Annotated in this window: 10 protein-coding genes; 6 read left to right on the forward strand and 4 right to left on the reverse strand. The window is 52.1% G+C overall.

Annotated features, from left to right (window positions below; genetic code table 11):
* Positions 1 to 144 precede the first annotated feature (144 nt).
* Both ACAW87_RS06570 and ACAW87_RS06575 read right to left on the reverse strand, forming a co-directional pair.
* Positions 145 to 927, reverse strand: coding sequence for an alpha/beta fold hydrolase (locus ACAW87_RS06570; protein WP_370722398.1), 783 nt, complete (start codon positions 925 to 927; stop codon positions 145 to 147).
* Positions 924 to 1,514 carry an anthranilate synthase component II gene (locus ACAW87_RS06575; protein WP_370722400.1) on the reverse strand — a complete coding sequence of 197 codons (591 nt, stop codon included), beginning with the start codon at positions 1,512 to 1,514 and terminating at the stop codon, positions 924 to 926. The genes ACAW87_RS06570 and ACAW87_RS06575 overlap by 4 nt, the downstream gene beginning before the upstream one ends.
* Positions 1,515 to 1,796: 282 nt before the next feature.
* On the opposite strand from ACAW87_RS06575, the gene ACAW87_RS06580 reads away from it, so the two are divergent.
* The 5 genes from ACAW87_RS06580 (at position 1,797) to polA (ending at position 10,629) form a co-directional block, all read left to right on the forward strand.
* Entirely contained in the window at positions 1,797 to 3,044 is a 1,248-nt protein-coding gene (locus ACAW87_RS06580) for an NAD(P)/FAD-dependent oxidoreductase (RefSeq protein WP_370722402.1), read from the forward strand.
* 54 nt (positions 3,045 to 3,098) lie between these two features.
* Positions 3,099 to 5,438 carry a glycoside hydrolase family 20 protein gene (locus ACAW87_RS06585; RefSeq protein ID WP_370722404.1) on the forward strand — a complete coding sequence of 780 codons (2,340 nt, stop codon included), beginning with the start codon at positions 3,099 to 3,101 and terminating at the stop codon, positions 5,436 to 5,438.
* 153 nt (positions 5,439 to 5,591) lie between these two features.
* Positions 5,592 to 6,110: a Rad52/Rad22 family DNA repair protein gene (locus tag ACAW87_RS06590; RefSeq protein WP_370722405.1), complete on the forward strand. Its 519-nt coding sequence runs from the start codon at positions 5,592 to 5,594 to the stop codon at positions 6,108 to 6,110.
* Between the two features lie 290 nt (positions 6,111 to 6,400).
* Positions 6,401 to 7,357, forward strand: coding sequence for a fasciclin domain-containing protein (locus ACAW87_RS06595; protein WP_370722407.1), 957 nt, complete (start codon positions 6,401 to 6,403; stop codon positions 7,355 to 7,357).
* Between the two features lie 236 nt (positions 7,358 to 7,593).
* Positions 7,594 to 10,629 (forward strand): DNA polymerase I, encoded by a 3,036-nt coding sequence (gene polA / locus ACAW87_RS06600; protein WP_370722409.1) that lies wholly within the window; start codon positions 7,594 to 7,596, stop codon positions 10,627 to 10,629.
* 60 nt (positions 10,630 to 10,689) lie between these two features.
* On the opposite strand, the gene ACAW87_RS06605 is transcribed toward polA, so the two are convergent.
* Complete coding sequence (locus ACAW87_RS06605; RefSeq protein WP_502918388.1) at positions 10,690 to 12,141, reverse strand: sulfatase family protein; 1,452 nt, start codon at positions 12,139 to 12,141, stop codon at positions 10,690 to 10,692.
* Between the two features lie 228 nt (positions 12,142 to 12,369).
* Here ACAW87_RS06605 and ACAW87_RS06610 point away from each other — a divergent pair, with 228 nt between their 5' ends.
* Positions 12,370 to 15,054 carry an MGH1-like glycoside hydrolase domain-containing protein gene (locus ACAW87_RS06610; protein WP_370722410.1) on the forward strand — a complete coding sequence of 895 codons (2,685 nt, stop codon included), beginning with the start codon at positions 12,370 to 12,372 and terminating at the stop codon, positions 15,052 to 15,054.
* Positions 15,055 to 15,170: 116 nt separating this feature from the next.
* On the opposite strand, the gene ACAW87_RS06615 is transcribed toward ACAW87_RS06610, so the two are convergent.
* Entirely contained in the window at positions 15,171 to 16,646 is a 1,476-nt protein-coding gene (locus ACAW87_RS06615; RefSeq protein WP_370722412.1) for an META domain-containing protein, read from the reverse strand.
* Positions 16,647 to 16,744 lie beyond the last annotated feature (98 nt).

The following is a 16,744-nucleotide window of genomic DNA, read 5'->3' on the forward strand; positions in this document are numbered from 1 at the left end:
TCTATGAGTTCAGCAGCGAGCATATGTAACGGAGAGATGAGTGTCGAATGAAAACTAATAAGAATTTCCGATAGTTTCAGTGAACAGTTATCAGTTGCTCCGCTTGGGAACCTACAAATTAAAGCTTGCAGCGCTGATAACTGTTTACTGATAACTGATCACTGACCCGATCGGGTGTTTTTCGAGCCACTGACTAAGCAAGGCGTTGAAGCGCGCGGGGTTTTCCATCATGGGAGCGTGGCAGCATTTGTCGATAAAATGCAGTTCAGTATCCCTGATCAGGCGGTCGAATTCGTGGGCTACGTGCGGTGGCGTGATCGTATCGTTCAATCCCCAAACCAGCAACGTAGGCACCTCAATTTTATACAGCTCTTTGGCAATATTTGTCCGCTGTGCCGATTTGGCAATCTGTACAATGTTCAGGCATTTGGGAATGCTGCTTGTTACATCAAAAACCTCGTCGATCAGTTCTTTTGTGGCTACGGTTGGGTCGTAAAACGTGTAGGCTACCCGTTCGGCCACAAAATCGTAGCTACCCCGCTTGGGAAACGAGCCCCCCATACCATTCTCGAAGAGGCCTGAACTACCGGTCAATACCAGCCGCTTCACTTCGTCCGGGTGTTTAAACGTGTATAACAGTCCCACGTGCCCACCAAGCGAATTGCCGAGCAGGGTTAAATCAGTCAGGCTTTTGAACGCCACGAACCGCTCTACGAACGAAACAAGGCCATCCAGACTGGCTTCGCGCATAGGCATGTCATAAATGGGAAGCACCGGAATAACCACCCTGTATGTAGGCGAAAAGGTATTGATTACATCATCCCAGTTGCTGAGCGCGCCAAAAAGCCCGTGCAGCAACAGCAGGCATTCGCCCTGCCCTTCGTCGATGTAGCGGAATTCGCCTTCCTGATGTACGGTAACATTCATAGGGTGGAAACTGGTTTTGTTGTCTGTATGAAATTGCGCAATAACGGTACTCCGTATTCAGTGAGCACTGCTTCGGGGTGAAACTGAACCCCCCAAATCGGCCACTTCTCATGTCGTATTGCCATCACTTCCTGATTATCGCCTGAAATACTGACGGCTGTTGCCCGAAGCTCGACTGGCAAATCGGTCAGAGTCAGAGAATGGTATCGGGTTACGCGAATCTCTTCGGGAATGGCCCGGAACAGTGAATCGGTTGTGTCGACACGGATCGTCGATACTTTTCCATGCATTGGTTTTGGGCTTCGGGCTAAGGTAGCCCCAAAATACTGACCAATAGCCTGCTGACCTAAACAGACCCCTAACAGGGGGAGTCGGTTGTGGTAATAATGGATTACATCCATCAGTCTACCCGCTTCGATAGGAGTGCCAGGTCCCGGCGAGAGAACAACGGCATCGTACTCACCCTCAGTCAACTGCTGAAGTGGCAGGTTGTTTCGACGCACCACACAATCAGCGCCGGCCTGTTTCAGGTAGTCGACCAGGGTGTAGGTGAAGGAATCGAAGTTATCTATCAGTAAAAGCCGCATACGCGAGGAGACATGTACTGGCAAAATAGGCACTTCTAAGAATAATTGCCAAATCTTAAATAATAACAACCTGTTTATCAATATGTTATTTTTTTATTAACCCTATTAAATCCAATTGTTCTTCTGAAAATTATACTCTATCCTGATTCCCACATCCGACTACCAAAACCATAAAGACACACTTGCTCCGTTGGTATTAGTGTAAGCGATGTATTTCACCGTGCATCTAAGGCTCAGAACGCTTTTCTTTGTCAACGGCTATCCATTTTCTCTACGTTTTTTATGCCCATTGTAATCATCGGTGCCGGTATGGCCGGCCTGACATGTGCCAATTACCTGCATCAGCAAGGTCGCGATGTACTCCTGCTCGACAGCCAGAACGTACCCGGCGGACGGGTTCGGACCGACGTCGTCGACGGTTTCAGGCTTGATCGGGGTTTTCAAATCCTGCTAACCGCCTACCCCGAGGCGCAGCGACTGCTCAATTACACGGCCCTTGACTTAAGACGATTTCGTTCCGGGGCCGCCATTCACCACGAAGACGCGTCGGGCGGACAGTGGATGAAACTGCTGAATCCGTTTAACGAGCCGCTAAGCGTATTCCAGACGCTCCTTTCTCCGATCGGTACACTGGCCGACAAAATCCGCATTGCCGATCTGATTCGCCACGTACAGGCCATGTCGACAACTCAACTGTTCGATCAGCCAGCTACCACAACGGCAACGTACCTGCGCGACCTCGACTTTTCCGAGCAGATGATCGAACGGTTTTTCCGCCCTTTTTTCGGCGGTGTTTTTCTGGAAGATAACCTGACTACCTCGAGCAACTTCTTTGAGTTTTGCTTTAAAAACTTTTTCCTGGGCGATGCCGCCGTTCCTGCCCTCGGTATTGGCGAAATTCCGAAGCAACTGGCCAACCGGTTGCCAGCCGGGTCGTTACGACTAAACACCCCGGTTGATCGGGTTGTAGGCCGAACGGTACATTTGACCTCAGGCGAATCCATCACCGCCGACGCGATCGTACTGGCTGTGGATGCCCGTTCGGCGGCGCGGTTGCAGGGCCAAACGCCCCCCAACCCTACCCGGTTCAACCACACCACCTGCACCTACTTTACTGCCTCAGCCGCCGACCGACCCGATAGCCTGAAAGCAGACAAATTGCTGCTTCTCAACACTAAACGTTCTTCTTCCGTGCACAATATGTGCGTTATCAGTGATGTGGCCCCCGCCTACGCACCCGACGGCCAATTGCTGATTTCGGTGAGTACGCAGGGCCTTGTTCAGGTAGACGCCACAACCCTGGCAAACCGGGTACGTTCAGAACTGACCGGCTGGTTTGGTGAGTCGGTTCAACAGTGGCGGCATTTGCAAACCGACCACCTGCCCGAAGCGCTGCCCGCCTACGGCCCCGATTCAGTGCATCAACCCCTTCGCCTCACCGAACATCTCTACCAGTGCGGTGACCAAACGGCTTATCCTTCACTGAATGCCGCCATGCAAACAGGCCGACAGGTCGCCGAAATGCTTTAACCTTCGGTACACCTTGCGCCTTCATCTGTTAAACTCATCAATTCTTCACTCTTCATGCCCTCAACTTTCATCCGCCTCCTTACCTGCCTATTACTTATTCACACGCTATCCTGGGGTCAAACGCCCGACAACGAGTACAATCTGATTCCATTTCCGGCCCGATTTACAGGATTACCAGGCCGTTTTACGCTTGCCCCCACCACGCGCATTCTTACGACTGGCAAAGATGCCGCCCAAACTGCCGCCGCGCAGTTGCTGGCCGGTCAGCTGAAAATAGCCAGTGGTCTGCCTGTTTCGGTGGTTCCCTCAACACCAGCGCTGGCAAAAGGCAAACACATCAGTTTCGAGAAACACACCGCCGGACGATGCGGCCCTGAAGGTTACACCCTGCGCGTTACGCCCGAGGGCATTCGGGTTGGGGCTGAGACGCCGAAAGGGTACTTCTACGCCGTTCAAACGCTGATGCAGCTATTCCCGGCCGACGTTTACGGGGCAACCCGTGCCGAAACCGCCAACTGGTCGGCCCCCGCCTGCGACATACTCGACCGGCCACGCTATGCTTATCGGGGATTGATGCTCGACGTCAGCCGCCATTTTATGCCCGCCGAGTTCGTGAAAAAATTCATCGACCTGCTGGCCATGCACAAAATGAATACCTTTCACTGGCACCTCACCGACGATCAGGGCTGGCGGATCGAGATCAGGAAATACCCGAAGCTGACGCAGGTGGGCTCGACCCGTAAACAAACCCTCGTGGGCCATTACGCCCAAAACTACCCACAACAATACGATGGCACGCCCCACGAAGGTTTCTACACCCAGGCCCAGATCAAAGACATTGTTCGCTACGCCGCCGCCCGGCACGTGACCATCATTCCGGAAATTGAAATGCCGGGCCACGGCCTTGCCGCGCTGGCAGCCTATCCCGAGCTGGGCTGCAACCCGGCAAAGGGTTATGAAGTGGGCACGCGTTGGGGCGTTATTCGCGATGTGTACTGCCCCAGCGAAAAGACATTCACGTTCGTGCAGGATGTACTGACCGAAGTAATGGCTCTCTTTCCCGGCAAATACATTCATATTGGTGGCGACGAATGCCCGAAAGATGCCTGGAAAGAAAGTGACTTTTGCCAAAGCCTGATGAAGAAACTGAAGCTTAAGGACGAAGACGAATTACAGAGTTACTTCATCCGCCGGGTAGAGAAATTTGTAAACAGCAAGGGACGTGCTATCATTGGCTGGGACGAAATTCTGGAGGGCGGACTGGCTCCCAACGCTACCGTGATGAGCTGGCGGGGTACTGCCGGTGGCATCGAAGCCGCTAAACAGAAACACAACGTAGTGATGACGCCCGGTGCCTTCTGCTACCTCGACGCCTACCAGGCTGCTCCGGCCACCGAACCGCTGGCCATTGGCGGCTATCTGCCCATCGAAAAAGTGTACAGCTACGAGCCTACCCCCGCCGAGTTGACCACCGACCAACAGAAATACATACTGGGTGTGCAGGGTAATCTCTGGACCGAGTACATTAAAACGCCCGAACAGGTCGAGTACATGGTTTTCCCGCGCGCCGTAGCCCTGGCCGAAATTGGCTGGATGCCCGCCGGTCCCCGTAACTTCGAAGATTTTGCCGCCCGGCTGAAAAACCACCTCCCCCGCTTCGATCGGCTAAAGGTCAACTACGCCAAACGGTTACTCGACGTACGGTCGGAAACGCAGTTTACCGGTGAAGGTCAGTTACAGGTTCGCTTGAGCAAGCTCGACACCGATAGTAAAATCTATTATACCGTGAATGGCCGCGACGCATCATCTGAAGCTACGGAATACATTGGCCCGATTACCCTGACCAAAACCACGACCGTGAAAGCCGTAACGGTACCGGCCAATGACAAGCCCTACGCCGAGACGTTTTATATTCACCGCGCCAAGGGCAAACCATACACCTATGCCACGCCCAAAGCTGAAGCCGCCGACAAAGACCGTAAGCGACTTACCGACGGGCAAGTAGCCGCCAGCCCCCGCGACGACCGCCCCTGGGTGCAAGTCTACAGTGGCAACGATATTACCCTAACGATCGACCTCGGCGAGGTGAAACCGGTAACCAAAGTGACCGCTTCGTTCCTGAAGAAGGTCATGTTCGGTGTGATGCCACCCAAGTCGGTGGAAGTGGCCCTTTCGAAAGAAGGCGATTCCTACAAAGAAGCCATTGCCCAGCCCATCAACGAGCCGCTGGAAGGGCCATGGCGCATTGTGCCGGTGGTCGCTGATTTTAAAACCGCCCGCGCCAGGTACGTTCGGGTTACGATCAAAAACTACGGCAACGTACCTGTCAGCGCCGAGAACGAGCGGTCTGGCAAACCCGCTTCACTGGCCGTTGATGAGGTCATTGTGGAGTAAAAGAGGGATAACAAAGGGGTTTTGACGCAGAGTTTTACAGAGTTACACGGAGCTATTTATTCTTCTCTGTGTAACTCTGTAAAACTCTGTGTTATAGCTCCTTTTTTACCTCCTTTTCACGAATGAAAATACTCGTTTTTTTGTTTTAAAATCATGGAACAAACAGCAAATACACTAGACAAATTAACCCAGCCCATTCAGCCCGATGAAATTGAGTGGCGCGTTCAGATGCAGACCAAAACCGGCAAACTGATCGTGGTCCCCTACATCACAAACCGCTGTGTCATGGACCGTTTTGATAAGCAGTTTGGGTGGTTTGGCTGGCAAAACGAGATCACCGAAATTCAGGGTGGTTTCCTTTGCAAAATCACGGTGACCATCCCCGCTACACACACATCGCCCGCGCAGATTCTGTCTAAAACCGACGGAGCAAGCCGTACCGATATTGAGCCGGTGAAAGGCGGTATCTCCGACGCCATGAAACGTTGTGCCGTGCAGTTTGGGCTTGGACGAGACCTTTATAACTACCCGCGTGTGTTCGTTGACACACCCGATAAGTATATACCCGACTGGGCGCATCCACAGTTGGAGATGCTGGTGAAGAAGATAAATGATGGCAGTTACAAGGGCGGCGAAATCGTCACCCTCCGTGCCTCATACCAAAAAGCATAGCCTGAGTTGTGTACGGAAGCCTGACTTTTTTTCAGAGTTCACTTTCGCCACACTCTATTAATTTATACAGCAAACCCGCTCACTTTTGCCCGTTTACGAGCAATTGAGCGGGTTTTCGTATGTAAGGAGTTGCAGATTGCAATATTGGAATGAGATTAAAATTTACAATTTTGTTGAGACTTATTTGAACAACGTTAAACAAAACAAAGACTCTCCCGTTTTTAACTTAGTCTGGTACACAGCTTTATCAGATAGTTATCAACCTATTTAATCACTCAACCCAATTCGACATGCTTGCTTTGAAAAACCCGTGGCGATTGATGCTTGGTGCCTGCCTTGTGTTCGGTTCTGCTCTCTTTTCATCATGTAACGATGACGATACGCCCGCCGCAACAACCAACACGATCACCGATATCGTGTTGACCAATAACGATTTCACGATCCTTCGGGCGGCTGTGCAGCGCGCTGGTTTGGCCGATGCCCTCAGAGGTCCAAACCTCACCGTTTTTGCGCCAAACAACGCAGCTTTCATCGCGTCTAACATTCCTGATGTAGCAGCCGTCAATGCGCTATCAGTTGAACAACTGACGAGGATTCTAACCTACCATGTAGTACCAAGTCGTATTCCCGCAGCCAACGTACCCGCCGCGCAGAACACTCCCGTACAGTCATTACTGACTACGAACGGAACGTTATACGTATCGAAAATTAACAATGCCGTTTCGGTCAATGGCCGTAGAGTTGCCACTGCCGATGTAGCAGCCGACAACGGGGTGGTACACGTCATTGATGGCGTGTTGATGCCCCCCACCGGCGATGTTGTGGCAGCGGTAATAGCTGACCCGCAAAACTTCAGCCTGTTGGCCCAAGCTGTGCAACGGGCCGGTACCGGTGTTATTACCGCCTTACAATCGACAACGGCCGCAACGGTATTTGCCCCAACCAACCAGGCTTTCATTGATGCTGGTTTTACATCCGCGGCCATTGGCGCTGCTGATCCAGCTGTTCTGGCCCGTGTGCTCTCTTACCACGTAGTACCGGGCCGCGTTTTTTCTACACTGCTTACCGACGGCGTAACACCAGCTACGTTGCTTGGCCCCACAGTGCGGGTAAATGTATCGGGCACTGGTGTAACCGTTACCGGACAGGGAAATGGCACCAACGCATCGACCGTAACAAGGGCCAACACCCTGTCGACCAACGCGGTAATTCACACCATTAATCGGGTGTTGCTACCGCCTCCATGATATAGCGTAAACCATCCTTTTTAAGGAACCCCCGGTCCGGTCTGTATTGCTGCCTTTAGTAGCGTACGGGCCGGACCGGGGGTTTTTTACGTGTCCCGAAGCTTACTTTCAGGAATCAATAACAAGTGTCGCCTGTTGTAAAATGAGCGTTATTTGTAGTCATTGATTGTCATTCACCCAAGCGACGATGAGTGACCATCAATGATTACAAATGACCACAAATCACCTCTTTTATAATGGCAAAACCACAGAAGAAACTATTCCTGTTAGACGCCCTGGCGTTAATTTATCGGGCGCATTTTGCCTTCAACAAAAACCCGCGAATTTCGAGTAAAGGCGTCAATACCAGTGCCATTTTTGGGTTTATGAACTCGATGATGGAGGTGCTCCAGAAAGAAAAGCCGACCCACATCGGCGTCGCCTTCGATCACTCCAAAAAGACGTTCAGGCACGAGCAGTTTCCGATGTATAAGGCCACCCGGCAGTCGCAACCCGAAGATATTTCGGTAGCCATTCCCTACATCAAGCAGATCATTGAGGCCATGAATATCCCGATGCTGATTATGCCGGGCTACGAAGCCGACGATATTATTGGCACCCTGTCGCACAAGGCCTGCGCAACCGGTGAATTTGACACGTACATGATGACGCCCGACAAAGATTACGGGCAGTTGGTCAACGATTGTGTGTTCATTTACAAGCCCGCTTTCATGGGCAAACCGGCCGAGAAATTAGGCGTCAAAGAAATCTGCGAACGATGGGGCATCTCCGATATCAGCCAGGTCGTTGATATGCTTGGTCTGGTAGGCGATGCCGTTGATAACATTCCCGGTATTCCCGGCATTGGCGAAAAAACGGCGCAGAAACTCGTTGCCGAGTTTGGCAGCGTTGAAAACCTGATTGCCAATGCCGATCAGCTGAAAGGCAAGCTGAAAGAGAACGTGGTGCAGTACGGGCAGCAGGGATTACTCTCGAAACAACTGGCCACCATTCACATGGAAGTGCCCATCGAATTCGACGAAACGGCGCTCATCCACAACGAATACGATAAACCGCGTCTGGGTGCGCTACTCGACGAGCTGGAATTCAGGCAGATGAAGACGCGCTTGCTCGGTGACGGGCCAACGCCGCTCAAAAGCGAATTTGTGAAGCCTACCAACGGTCAGTTTGGTCTGTTCGACCCTGCCCCTGCCCTGATGCCTATGCCCTCAGGTGCGTTAGACCCCAGTGGAGCCGATGATTTGCCCTTTCAGTTTGACGACACGAAAACGGAACCCGCCAAAAAAGCGCGAGCCAGCAAAACTACCCCTGTTACGGTGCCTGTCGCTTCCGGCGAATCAGCTACGCCCGGGGGAGCCGGGTCTGAGAATGAGCCGGGAGTCGAACAGCTCAACTCCGCCACCTGGGGCGACGACGCTCACGAGTCGGAAGTAGACGAATCATTCTCGACCGAGCGCCGAAAGACCATTCATTCGGTGGTTCATGACTACCGTCTCGTCGACACACCCGAACTGCGGGCCAGTTTGGTCACGTACCTGAACCAGCAAACAAGCGTTTGTTTCGACTCCGAAACCACGGCCATCGACCCCGTTGAGGCCGATTTGGTGGGGTTGTCGTTCGCCTACGCCAAAGGCGAAGCGTTCTACGTGCCTGTTCCGCCCGAGCGGGAAGAAGCACAGGCTGTCATCGATCTGTTCAAGCCGTTTTTCGAAAACGAGGGCATCGAAAAGGTAGGGCAAAACCTGAAATATGACCTGTTGATGCTGAAGAAATACGGCGTTCAGGTACGTGGTCCCCTGTTCGATACCATGCTGGCTCACTACCTGATTGAACCTGAGCAACGGCACAACATGGATGTCATGGCCGAAGTGTACCTGAACTACCAGCCCGTAACCATTGAGTCGCTGATTGGTAAAAAAGGGAAAGGGCAGCTAACCATGCGCGACGTTGACATACAGCGCGTGGTGGAATACGCCGCTGAAGATGCCGACGTAACCCTGCAACTGCGCAACACGTTTGCGCCGATGCTCAACAAAGATAGCCTGCATAAACTGTTCGATCAGGTAGAAATGCCCCTCGTTCAGGTGTTGGCGGATATTGAGCTAGAAGGAATTACCCTTGATACCAACGCTCTGAAAGAATTGTCAGGTACGTTGGAAACGGATATGCGGCAGGTACAGGGAGAAATATATGAGATCGCGGGCGGCGAATTCAATATCGGTTCGCCCAAGCAACTCGGCGAAATTCTGTTCGATAAGCTGAACCTGGACAAGAACGCCAAAAAGACCAAAACCGGTCAGTACGCAACCGGCGAAGAGATTCTCTCGAAGTTGGAAGCCGAAAATCCGATCATCGGCAAAATCCTGGATTACCGCGAACTGATCAAGCTGAAAAACACCTACGTCGATGCCTTACCGTTGCTGATTTCGCCCCGAACGGGCCGCGTACACACATCGTTCAATCAGGCGGTGGCGTCGACAGGCCGGTTATCATCGACCAACCCAAACCTGCAAAACATTCCAATTCGTACTCCGCGCGGGCAGGAAATCCGGAAAGCGTTTGTGCCTCGTTCCGATGAATTTCTGATCATGTCGGCCGACTATTCGCAGATCGAGTTGAGGATCATGGCTGCGTTCAGTGGCGATCAGACCATGCTCGATGCGTTCAACAACAACATCGATATTCACACCCAAACGGCCAGTAAAGTTTTCCACGTACCTATTTCAGAAGTCACGGGCGATATGCGGCGAAAAGCCAAGACCATCAATTTCGGGATCATCTACGGCATTTCCTCGTTCGGTTTGTCGCAACGGTTGAAAATTCCGCGTAAAGAGGCTGGTCAGATTATCGAGGAGTATTTCCAGGGATTCTCGGCGGTAAAAGCGTACATGGACGAAAGCATTGAAAAAGCCCGGCAATGTGGGTACGCAGAAACCATTCTGGGTCGCCGCCGTTACCTGCGCGACATCAACTCGCGAAACGTGACCGACCGGATGTTTGCCGAACGCAACGCCGTGAACGCGCCCATTCAAGGCAGTGCCGCCGATATGCTGAAAATCGCCATGATTCGTATTCATGAGTTCATGGGCCGTGAGCAGTTAAAATCGAAAATGATTCTGACCGTGCATGATGAACTGGTCTTCGACGCGCATAAATCAGAGTTGGACTACCTGAAAGAAAACGTCGATCGAATCATGAAAACGGCCATCCCAATGGCTGTTGCCATGGAAACCGGCGTTGGCATCGGCGAAAACTGGCTGGTAGCCCACTAGTCTACAAACGAAACTCGAAAGTTAAGCTACGGCTTATGCCGGGCAGGAATTAAAAAACTATCATTTTGATTCCTGCCCGGGTGGCCGGTTGTTCTTACCTGATTGATGACGCAGGTCATCGCCAAGATCAGTTCTTGCTTCGTCGGCCAGTTTCTCCAGTTCAAGCACAATCGTAGGGTGCTGGTTTAGAACATCATATCGCTCGCCGGGGTCACGCTGGAGATTGTAGAGAGCCATCGGAAACTCGTGATTCTCAGAATGCTCGCCCGGTGCACCACCCATTCCGGGTAAAAATCCTTCATAGGTACGTCCGGGGTGGGCAAACACCAATTTCCAGTCTCCTTTCCGAACTGCTTCAAGGCTGTTTTTTCGGTAATAATATAGAAAGTCAGTACGGGGCGTAACCGAATCATTGCCCGTCAGCAGATCGAGCCAATTCACGCCATCGATACGCCGTTTGGGTAACCTGGCTCCCGCTAGTTTAACTACGGTGGGAAGAATATCCATCGCTGACAGCAGTTTGTTACTCACTCGCCCCGCTGGCACTACCCCCGGCCACCGAACCAGGCATGGCACCCGATGGCCACCTTCAAACGTGGTACCTTTTCCTTCGCGCAACCCGCCGGTCGACCCGGCATGATCGCCGTAGTTGAGCCATGGGCCATTATCACTAATGAAAATGACCAGCGTATTTTTATCGATCCCCTGCTTTTTAAGTTCCTGCATAATCTGGCCAACCGACCAGTCCAGTTCCATCATCACATCACCAAACAAACCACGTTGGCTTTTGCCCCGGAACCGGGTCGAGGCTGCCAGCGGAACGTGCGGTAACGGATGAGGGATATACAGAAAAAAAGGCGCGCGTTTATGATCACGGATAAATGAAACAGCCCGCTCGGTAAACGTAGGCGTCAACTCGCTGGCATCGGCGAGCGTTTTTACTTCTTTGGCGGATTTATTTCCATCGATCAGAAATAAGGGCGGATACTTGGCTCGCGCCTGATCAGGATGTAAAGGCCACATATCGTGCGAGTAAGGCACCCCGTAGAAGGTATCGAATCCATGCTGAAGCGGCAAAAAAGCTTCCTTGCTCCCCAAATGCCATTTTCCGAAAATGCCCGTTGCGTATCCCTGCTCTTTCAACAGTTCGGGTAACGTTTCCTCGTCGGGGTTGAGTCCAACTAACGACGACGGTCCCAGCGCCCCAGCAATGCCAATCCGGTTTGGGTAACAACCGGTCATCAAGGCAGCTCGTGAGGCACTACAGACAGCCTGTGCCGCCAGAAAATTTGTGAAGCGACTACCTTCAGCCGCCATCTTATCCAGATTAGGCGTTTCGTAGCCCATTGCCCCTGTACAGGACAAATCGCCATACCCCAAATCATCGATAAAAAAGAGCACTATATTAGGTCTTCCAGCTACCGGTTTACTCATCCAGGCGGTAAGCGCGGCGCCGCCTATACATAGGCTAATGACAACCACTAGTACATGCAATACACGTCTCCGTATCATATAGGGAAAGTGCCATTGGCGAACCGAATCTACTCATTCAGCTTACAGCGAGTTCTATTAACTAGTTGGCAACTGAATGACAATCATGGGAATTACCTCGCTTTAAGAGGAAATCACGCCCCTTTTTTATGACTTTTCCGGGAATACGCGCCAGTATGGAGTGATAGGCGTATTTTTAGGGTCTGATCCGTCATCCTGAACCACTCTGACAGATCACCCTTAGAATTTATGCCTACCGAAGCCGAGAAACTCCGTATATACGACCGGGCCGATAATAAAGGCTGGAAAAAGTGGGGACCGTATCTGTCTGACCGTGCCTGGGGTACTGTTCGTGAGGATTATAGCCCCTATGGTGATGCCTGGAATCATGTCAGTCATGAAATGGCCCGCTCGAAAGCATACCGCTGGGGCGAGGAAGGAATTGGGGGCATTTCTGACAATAAAGGGCACGTCTGCTTCGCACTGGCGTTTTGGAATCACCGCGATAATATACTTAAAGAGCGTTTCTTTGGGCTGACCGGCCCCGAAGGCAACCACGGCGAGGATGTGAAGGAGCTGTATTATTACCTCGACAGCACCCCCACCCACTCGTACATGAAAATGCTGTATAAGTACCCACAGCAGGAGTTTCCGTACAACAAGCTGGTTATCGAAACCATGCGCCGGTCGAGGCAGGAACCGGAGTATGAGCTGGTTGACACTGGTATTTTCGACGAAAGTGAGTATTTCGATATTGAAATCGAGTACGCCAAAGCGGATCAGAACGACTGGCTCGTCACCGTCACCGCCCACAACCGGGGCGCTGTCGACGCACCGCTGACCTTGTTGCCCACCATCTGGTTCCGTAATACGTGGTCGTGGGGGTATGAGCAATACAACAACCGGCCCATGCTGATGGGCATTTCCAACAGTCAGATCGAGGTAAACCACAAGCAGTTGGGCAAATACAAACTGTATTGCGAGAATGCCGACGAGCTAATTTTTTGCGAAAACGAAACCAATACCGAACGACTTTACGGCCGCCCCAACACCACGTCGTATCCGAAAGACAGCATCAACAATTATATCGTAACGGGGCAGCCTGAACATGTAAACCCGAATAAGATCGGCACTAAAGCATCGGCTCGGTATACGCGCAACGTACCTGCGGGTGGTAGTGTCAAGATCCGGCTTCGTTTCAGTGAGCAAACGCACCTGACTCAGCCTTTTGGCGATTTCGATCAGCTATTTGCGCAACGGCACACCGAAGCCGACGTTTTCTACGAACAGTTGCAGGCGAGCACCGTGAGCGGCCCGAATGCCAATGCCGAACTGGTGAACATTCAGCGGCAGGCCTACGCCGGCATGCTCTGGAGCAAACAGTTCTACTATTACAATGTGAACGAGTGGCTGAAAGGTGACCCTAAAATGCCCGTTCCATTTCAGGGCCGGGTGTATGCCCGTAACGAATCGTGGCGGCACATGTATACGGCCAATATCCTGAGTATGCCCGACAAGTGGGAATACCCGTGGTTTGCCGCCTGGGATCTGGCTTTCCACACGCTCACGCTCGCCCGACTCGACCCGCATTTTGCCAAAAGACAATTGGCCGTTATTCTGCGCGAATACTACATGCACCCCAACGGACAAATTCCGGCTTATGAGTGGAATTTTTCCGATGTAAATCCACCTGTTCACGCCTGGGCAACGTGGAAGGTTTATGAGATCGATAAACAGATCAACGGCGTTGGCGACGTCAACTTCCTGGAGCGTATTTTCCATAAACTGCTGCTGAATTTCACCTGGTGGGTGAACCGTAAGGACGTAGAAGGAAACAACATCTTTGGCGGTGGCTTCCTGGGTCTCGATAACATTGGAGTATTCGACCGGAGTCAGCCGTTGCCGATGGGTGGTCGCATTGAACAGGCCGATGGTACGGGCTGGATGGCCATGTACACGCTGAATATGCTGCGTATTGCCTGCGAAATCTCACTCGTCCGCCCTTCGTACCAGGACATGGCCAGTAAGTTTTTCGAGCACTTCCTGCACATTGCCTCGGCTATGAATAACCTGGGCAAACAACACATCAGCCTCTGGGACGAGCAGGATCAGTTCTACTACGACATTCTGCATACGCCCGATAAACAGGCCCGTTTGCTGAAAATCCGGTCGATGGTTGGGTTGATTCCCCTTTTTGCGGTTGAGATTATCGACGACGAGCTACTCTCGAAATTGCCTGATTTCCGGCGCCGGCTGGAGTGGGTGCTCACCAACCGGCCCGACCTGGCTTCGCTGGTGTCGCGCTGGCACGAGCCGGGTAAAGGCTCAACCCACCTGCTGAGTTTACTGCGGGGACACCGGATGAAGATGCTGATGCGCCGGATGTTCGACGAAGCGGAATTCCTGTCGGATTACGGCATTCGCGCCCTGTCTAAATTCCATGAAAAGCAGCCGTATGAACTGCACATGAACGGGGAACTGCTACGCGTGAAATACGTGCCGGCCGAATCGGAAACGAGCATTTTCGGCGGAAACTCCAACTGGCGCGGCCCCATCTGGTTCCCGCTCAATTTCCTGCTGGTCGACTCATTGCTGAAGTTTTACCAGTACTACGGCGACGATTACGAAGTGGAATACCCAACCCATTCGGGTAACGTGATGAGTATCAAAGATGCTGCCCTGCTGGTAGCCGAGCGCCTCATCAGTCTGTTTAAAACCGACCCGGCGGGTAACGTACCTGCCATGGGCGATCTGAACAAGTTCAGCAACGATCCGCACTTCAAAGGCCTTATGCTGTTCTACGAATATTTCAACGGTGACACGGGTAGCGGCCTCGGCGCCAGTCACCAAACCGGCTGGACAGGCCTCGTAGCCGATCTAATCGAGTACGTCTCCCAATCAGTACCGAAAGAAGCAGTGGCTCTGGAGAAATAAGTGAAGAACAATCATTAATAAAAACAGCCCCAGCCGCATGTGTCGCACCGCTGGGGCTGTTTTTTTTCGTCGATACCTTACTCTACCGACGCTACTGCCCGCACCCGTACCCTCAATCACTTACGTTTGAATCGCATAACAGCCATATCGCCGGTGAGCAAGGTCAATGTGTCACCTGTCAATGCGTAGCGATTCACCTTTTTGATAGTCGTCAGAAACGTTCCCTCGCCGCTTCCGGGGCACGCCATTCGGGTCATCACCGCCGTTTCCGGAAACGTGAAGCTGTTACCTGTAGTTGAGAACGGTCCACTATACGAATTACATCCGGTTGACCCGGCAATCCGGTTATTTGTGGCATCAAAGGTGAGCGTCGGTTTCCGATCAGGATACAAGGTTGCCAGATCAGCATTGGGTGCGGCCAGGTACGTTAGCTCCCAGGTTCCGGTTAACGGCGGCGTATTCTGGGCTGTTCCAGCTTCGCCGGACTGTGGCAAGGTCTGCTCCGTCAGGTACAGATAAGGCGGGTGAAAATGGTGAGCGAAGATCTTCTCCCGGCTGTCGGGGAAACGTTTATAGTAGGCAGAATCGGCCAACAGCACCACAGTCACGCCAGTTCGCACGTAGTGGTTGCTGTTATAGTATTCGGGTGGAACATAGCCGTTCAGGTTTTTCTTCACCGTGTTCGAGGCCACCTTTCCCAGGTATTTCTGGTAATTTTTCTGGGCTTTCAATGCCGGTTTACTGAGGTCATTGTAAACGCGCCGCAGCACCAGTCTTTTCAGGAAAGGTTGCTTTTTGATCACCTGATTAGCCCCTGCAAACGGGTTGGTCGTATTCATATCGTTTACAGTCTGAATCGAAAACGGCACTTCAGGTACCCAATCAGCCGAGTTAACCACATTGTAGGCCCAACCGCCCTGGGTCATGGCCTCATACTCGTAGGCAAAGTATAGGTTACCTGGTTTAGGCCCTGCACTACAGTAGGTTTTAAAGCGGATATCGGCGGGCAATTTTCCCTGCCGTTGCAACTCATACAAATGTGCCGTCAACAAAAAGGCAATGGCCCCACCCTGACTATGCCCCATGATCAGGATGTTTCTAACACCCTTCTGATAGCTGGAATCGATTTTAGGCAGGATGTCCTTCGACAGAAAAGCGGTACTGACCAACCAGCCAACATGCACCGCCGCACGCGGATTATTGGCTAGGTGATACGGGAACACGTCCTTTTCTGACAGTTGCAGTTCTCCTTTAGCGGGTACCATAGCCGCGTAAAAGTTACTTAACCAGCTTACACTATTGGCCGTAGTGCCGCGTAGACTGATAACGGCCGTGGTCTGATTATCCGACCATAGATCCCAGAGATTATCGAGGCCAACAACCGGCGATCGGTAAACGGGCTGAAAGCGTTGCGGTTTTGGGAAAGCGGCCACATAGCTTGAATCTCCAAACCGGGCCGAAACCTTCAGTAATTCGATGTATTCGGCTTTGTTGAAACCCGGTTGTAAAGATTGGGCCGCCGCGAGATTTGTTAGCAGCGCTATGCCCAGCAACGTACCCAGGTACGTTACTGATTTTGTCATGGAAGTCATGTTCGTGAAGGCAGAGATATCAGGTAATGAATTGACGGTAAAGGCTTAACCCGTCGATGAGGCTAATGTTCGCCTCCTGTCGGTCTTTCGTGTCAATG

Origin of the sequence: Fibrella aquatica (assembly GCF_041321135.1) — a bacterium.
In the GTDB taxonomy this organism is placed as follows: Bacteria; Bacteroidota; Bacteroidia; order Cytophagales; family Spirosomataceae; genus Fibrella; species Fibrella aquatica.

Bases quoted from the DNA above. Each gene is read 5' to 3' on its own strand.
- ACAW87_RS06570 (WP_370722398.1), bottom strand. From the start codon at position 927: ATGAATGTTACCGTACATCAGGAAGGCGAATTCCGCTACATCGACGAA.
- ACAW87_RS06575 (WP_370722400.1), bottom strand. From the start codon at position 1,514: ATGCGGCTTTTACTGATAGATAACTTCGATTCCTTCACCTACACCCTG.
- ACAW87_RS06580 (WP_370722402.1), top strand. From the start codon at position 1,797: ATGCCCATTGTAATCATCGGTGCCGGTATGGCCGGCCTGACATGTGCC.
- ACAW87_RS06585 (WP_370722404.1), top strand. From the start codon at position 3,099: ATGCCCTCAACTTTCATCCGCCTCCTTACCTGCCTATTACTTATTCAC.
- ACAW87_RS06590 (WP_370722405.1), top strand. From the start codon at position 5,592: ATGGAACAAACAGCAAATACACTAGACAAATTAACCCAGCCCATTCAG.
- ACAW87_RS06595 (WP_370722407.1), top strand. From the start codon at position 6,401: ATGCTTGCTTTGAAAAACCCGTGGCGATTGATGCTTGGTGCCTGCCTT.
- polA (WP_370722409.1), top strand. From the start codon at position 7,594: ATGGCAAAACCACAGAAGAAACTATTCCTGTTAGACGCCCTGGCGTTA.
- ACAW87_RS06605 (WP_502918388.1), bottom strand. From the start codon at position 12,141: ATGATACGGAGACGTGTATTGCATGTACTAGTGGTTGTCATTAGCCTA.
- ACAW87_RS06610 (WP_370722410.1), top strand. From the start codon at position 12,370: ATGCCTACCGAAGCCGAGAAACTCCGTATATACGACCGGGCCGATAAT.
- ACAW87_RS06615 (WP_370722412.1), bottom strand. From the start codon at position 16,646: ATGACTTCCATGACAAAATCAGTAACGTACCTGGGTACGTTGCTGGGC.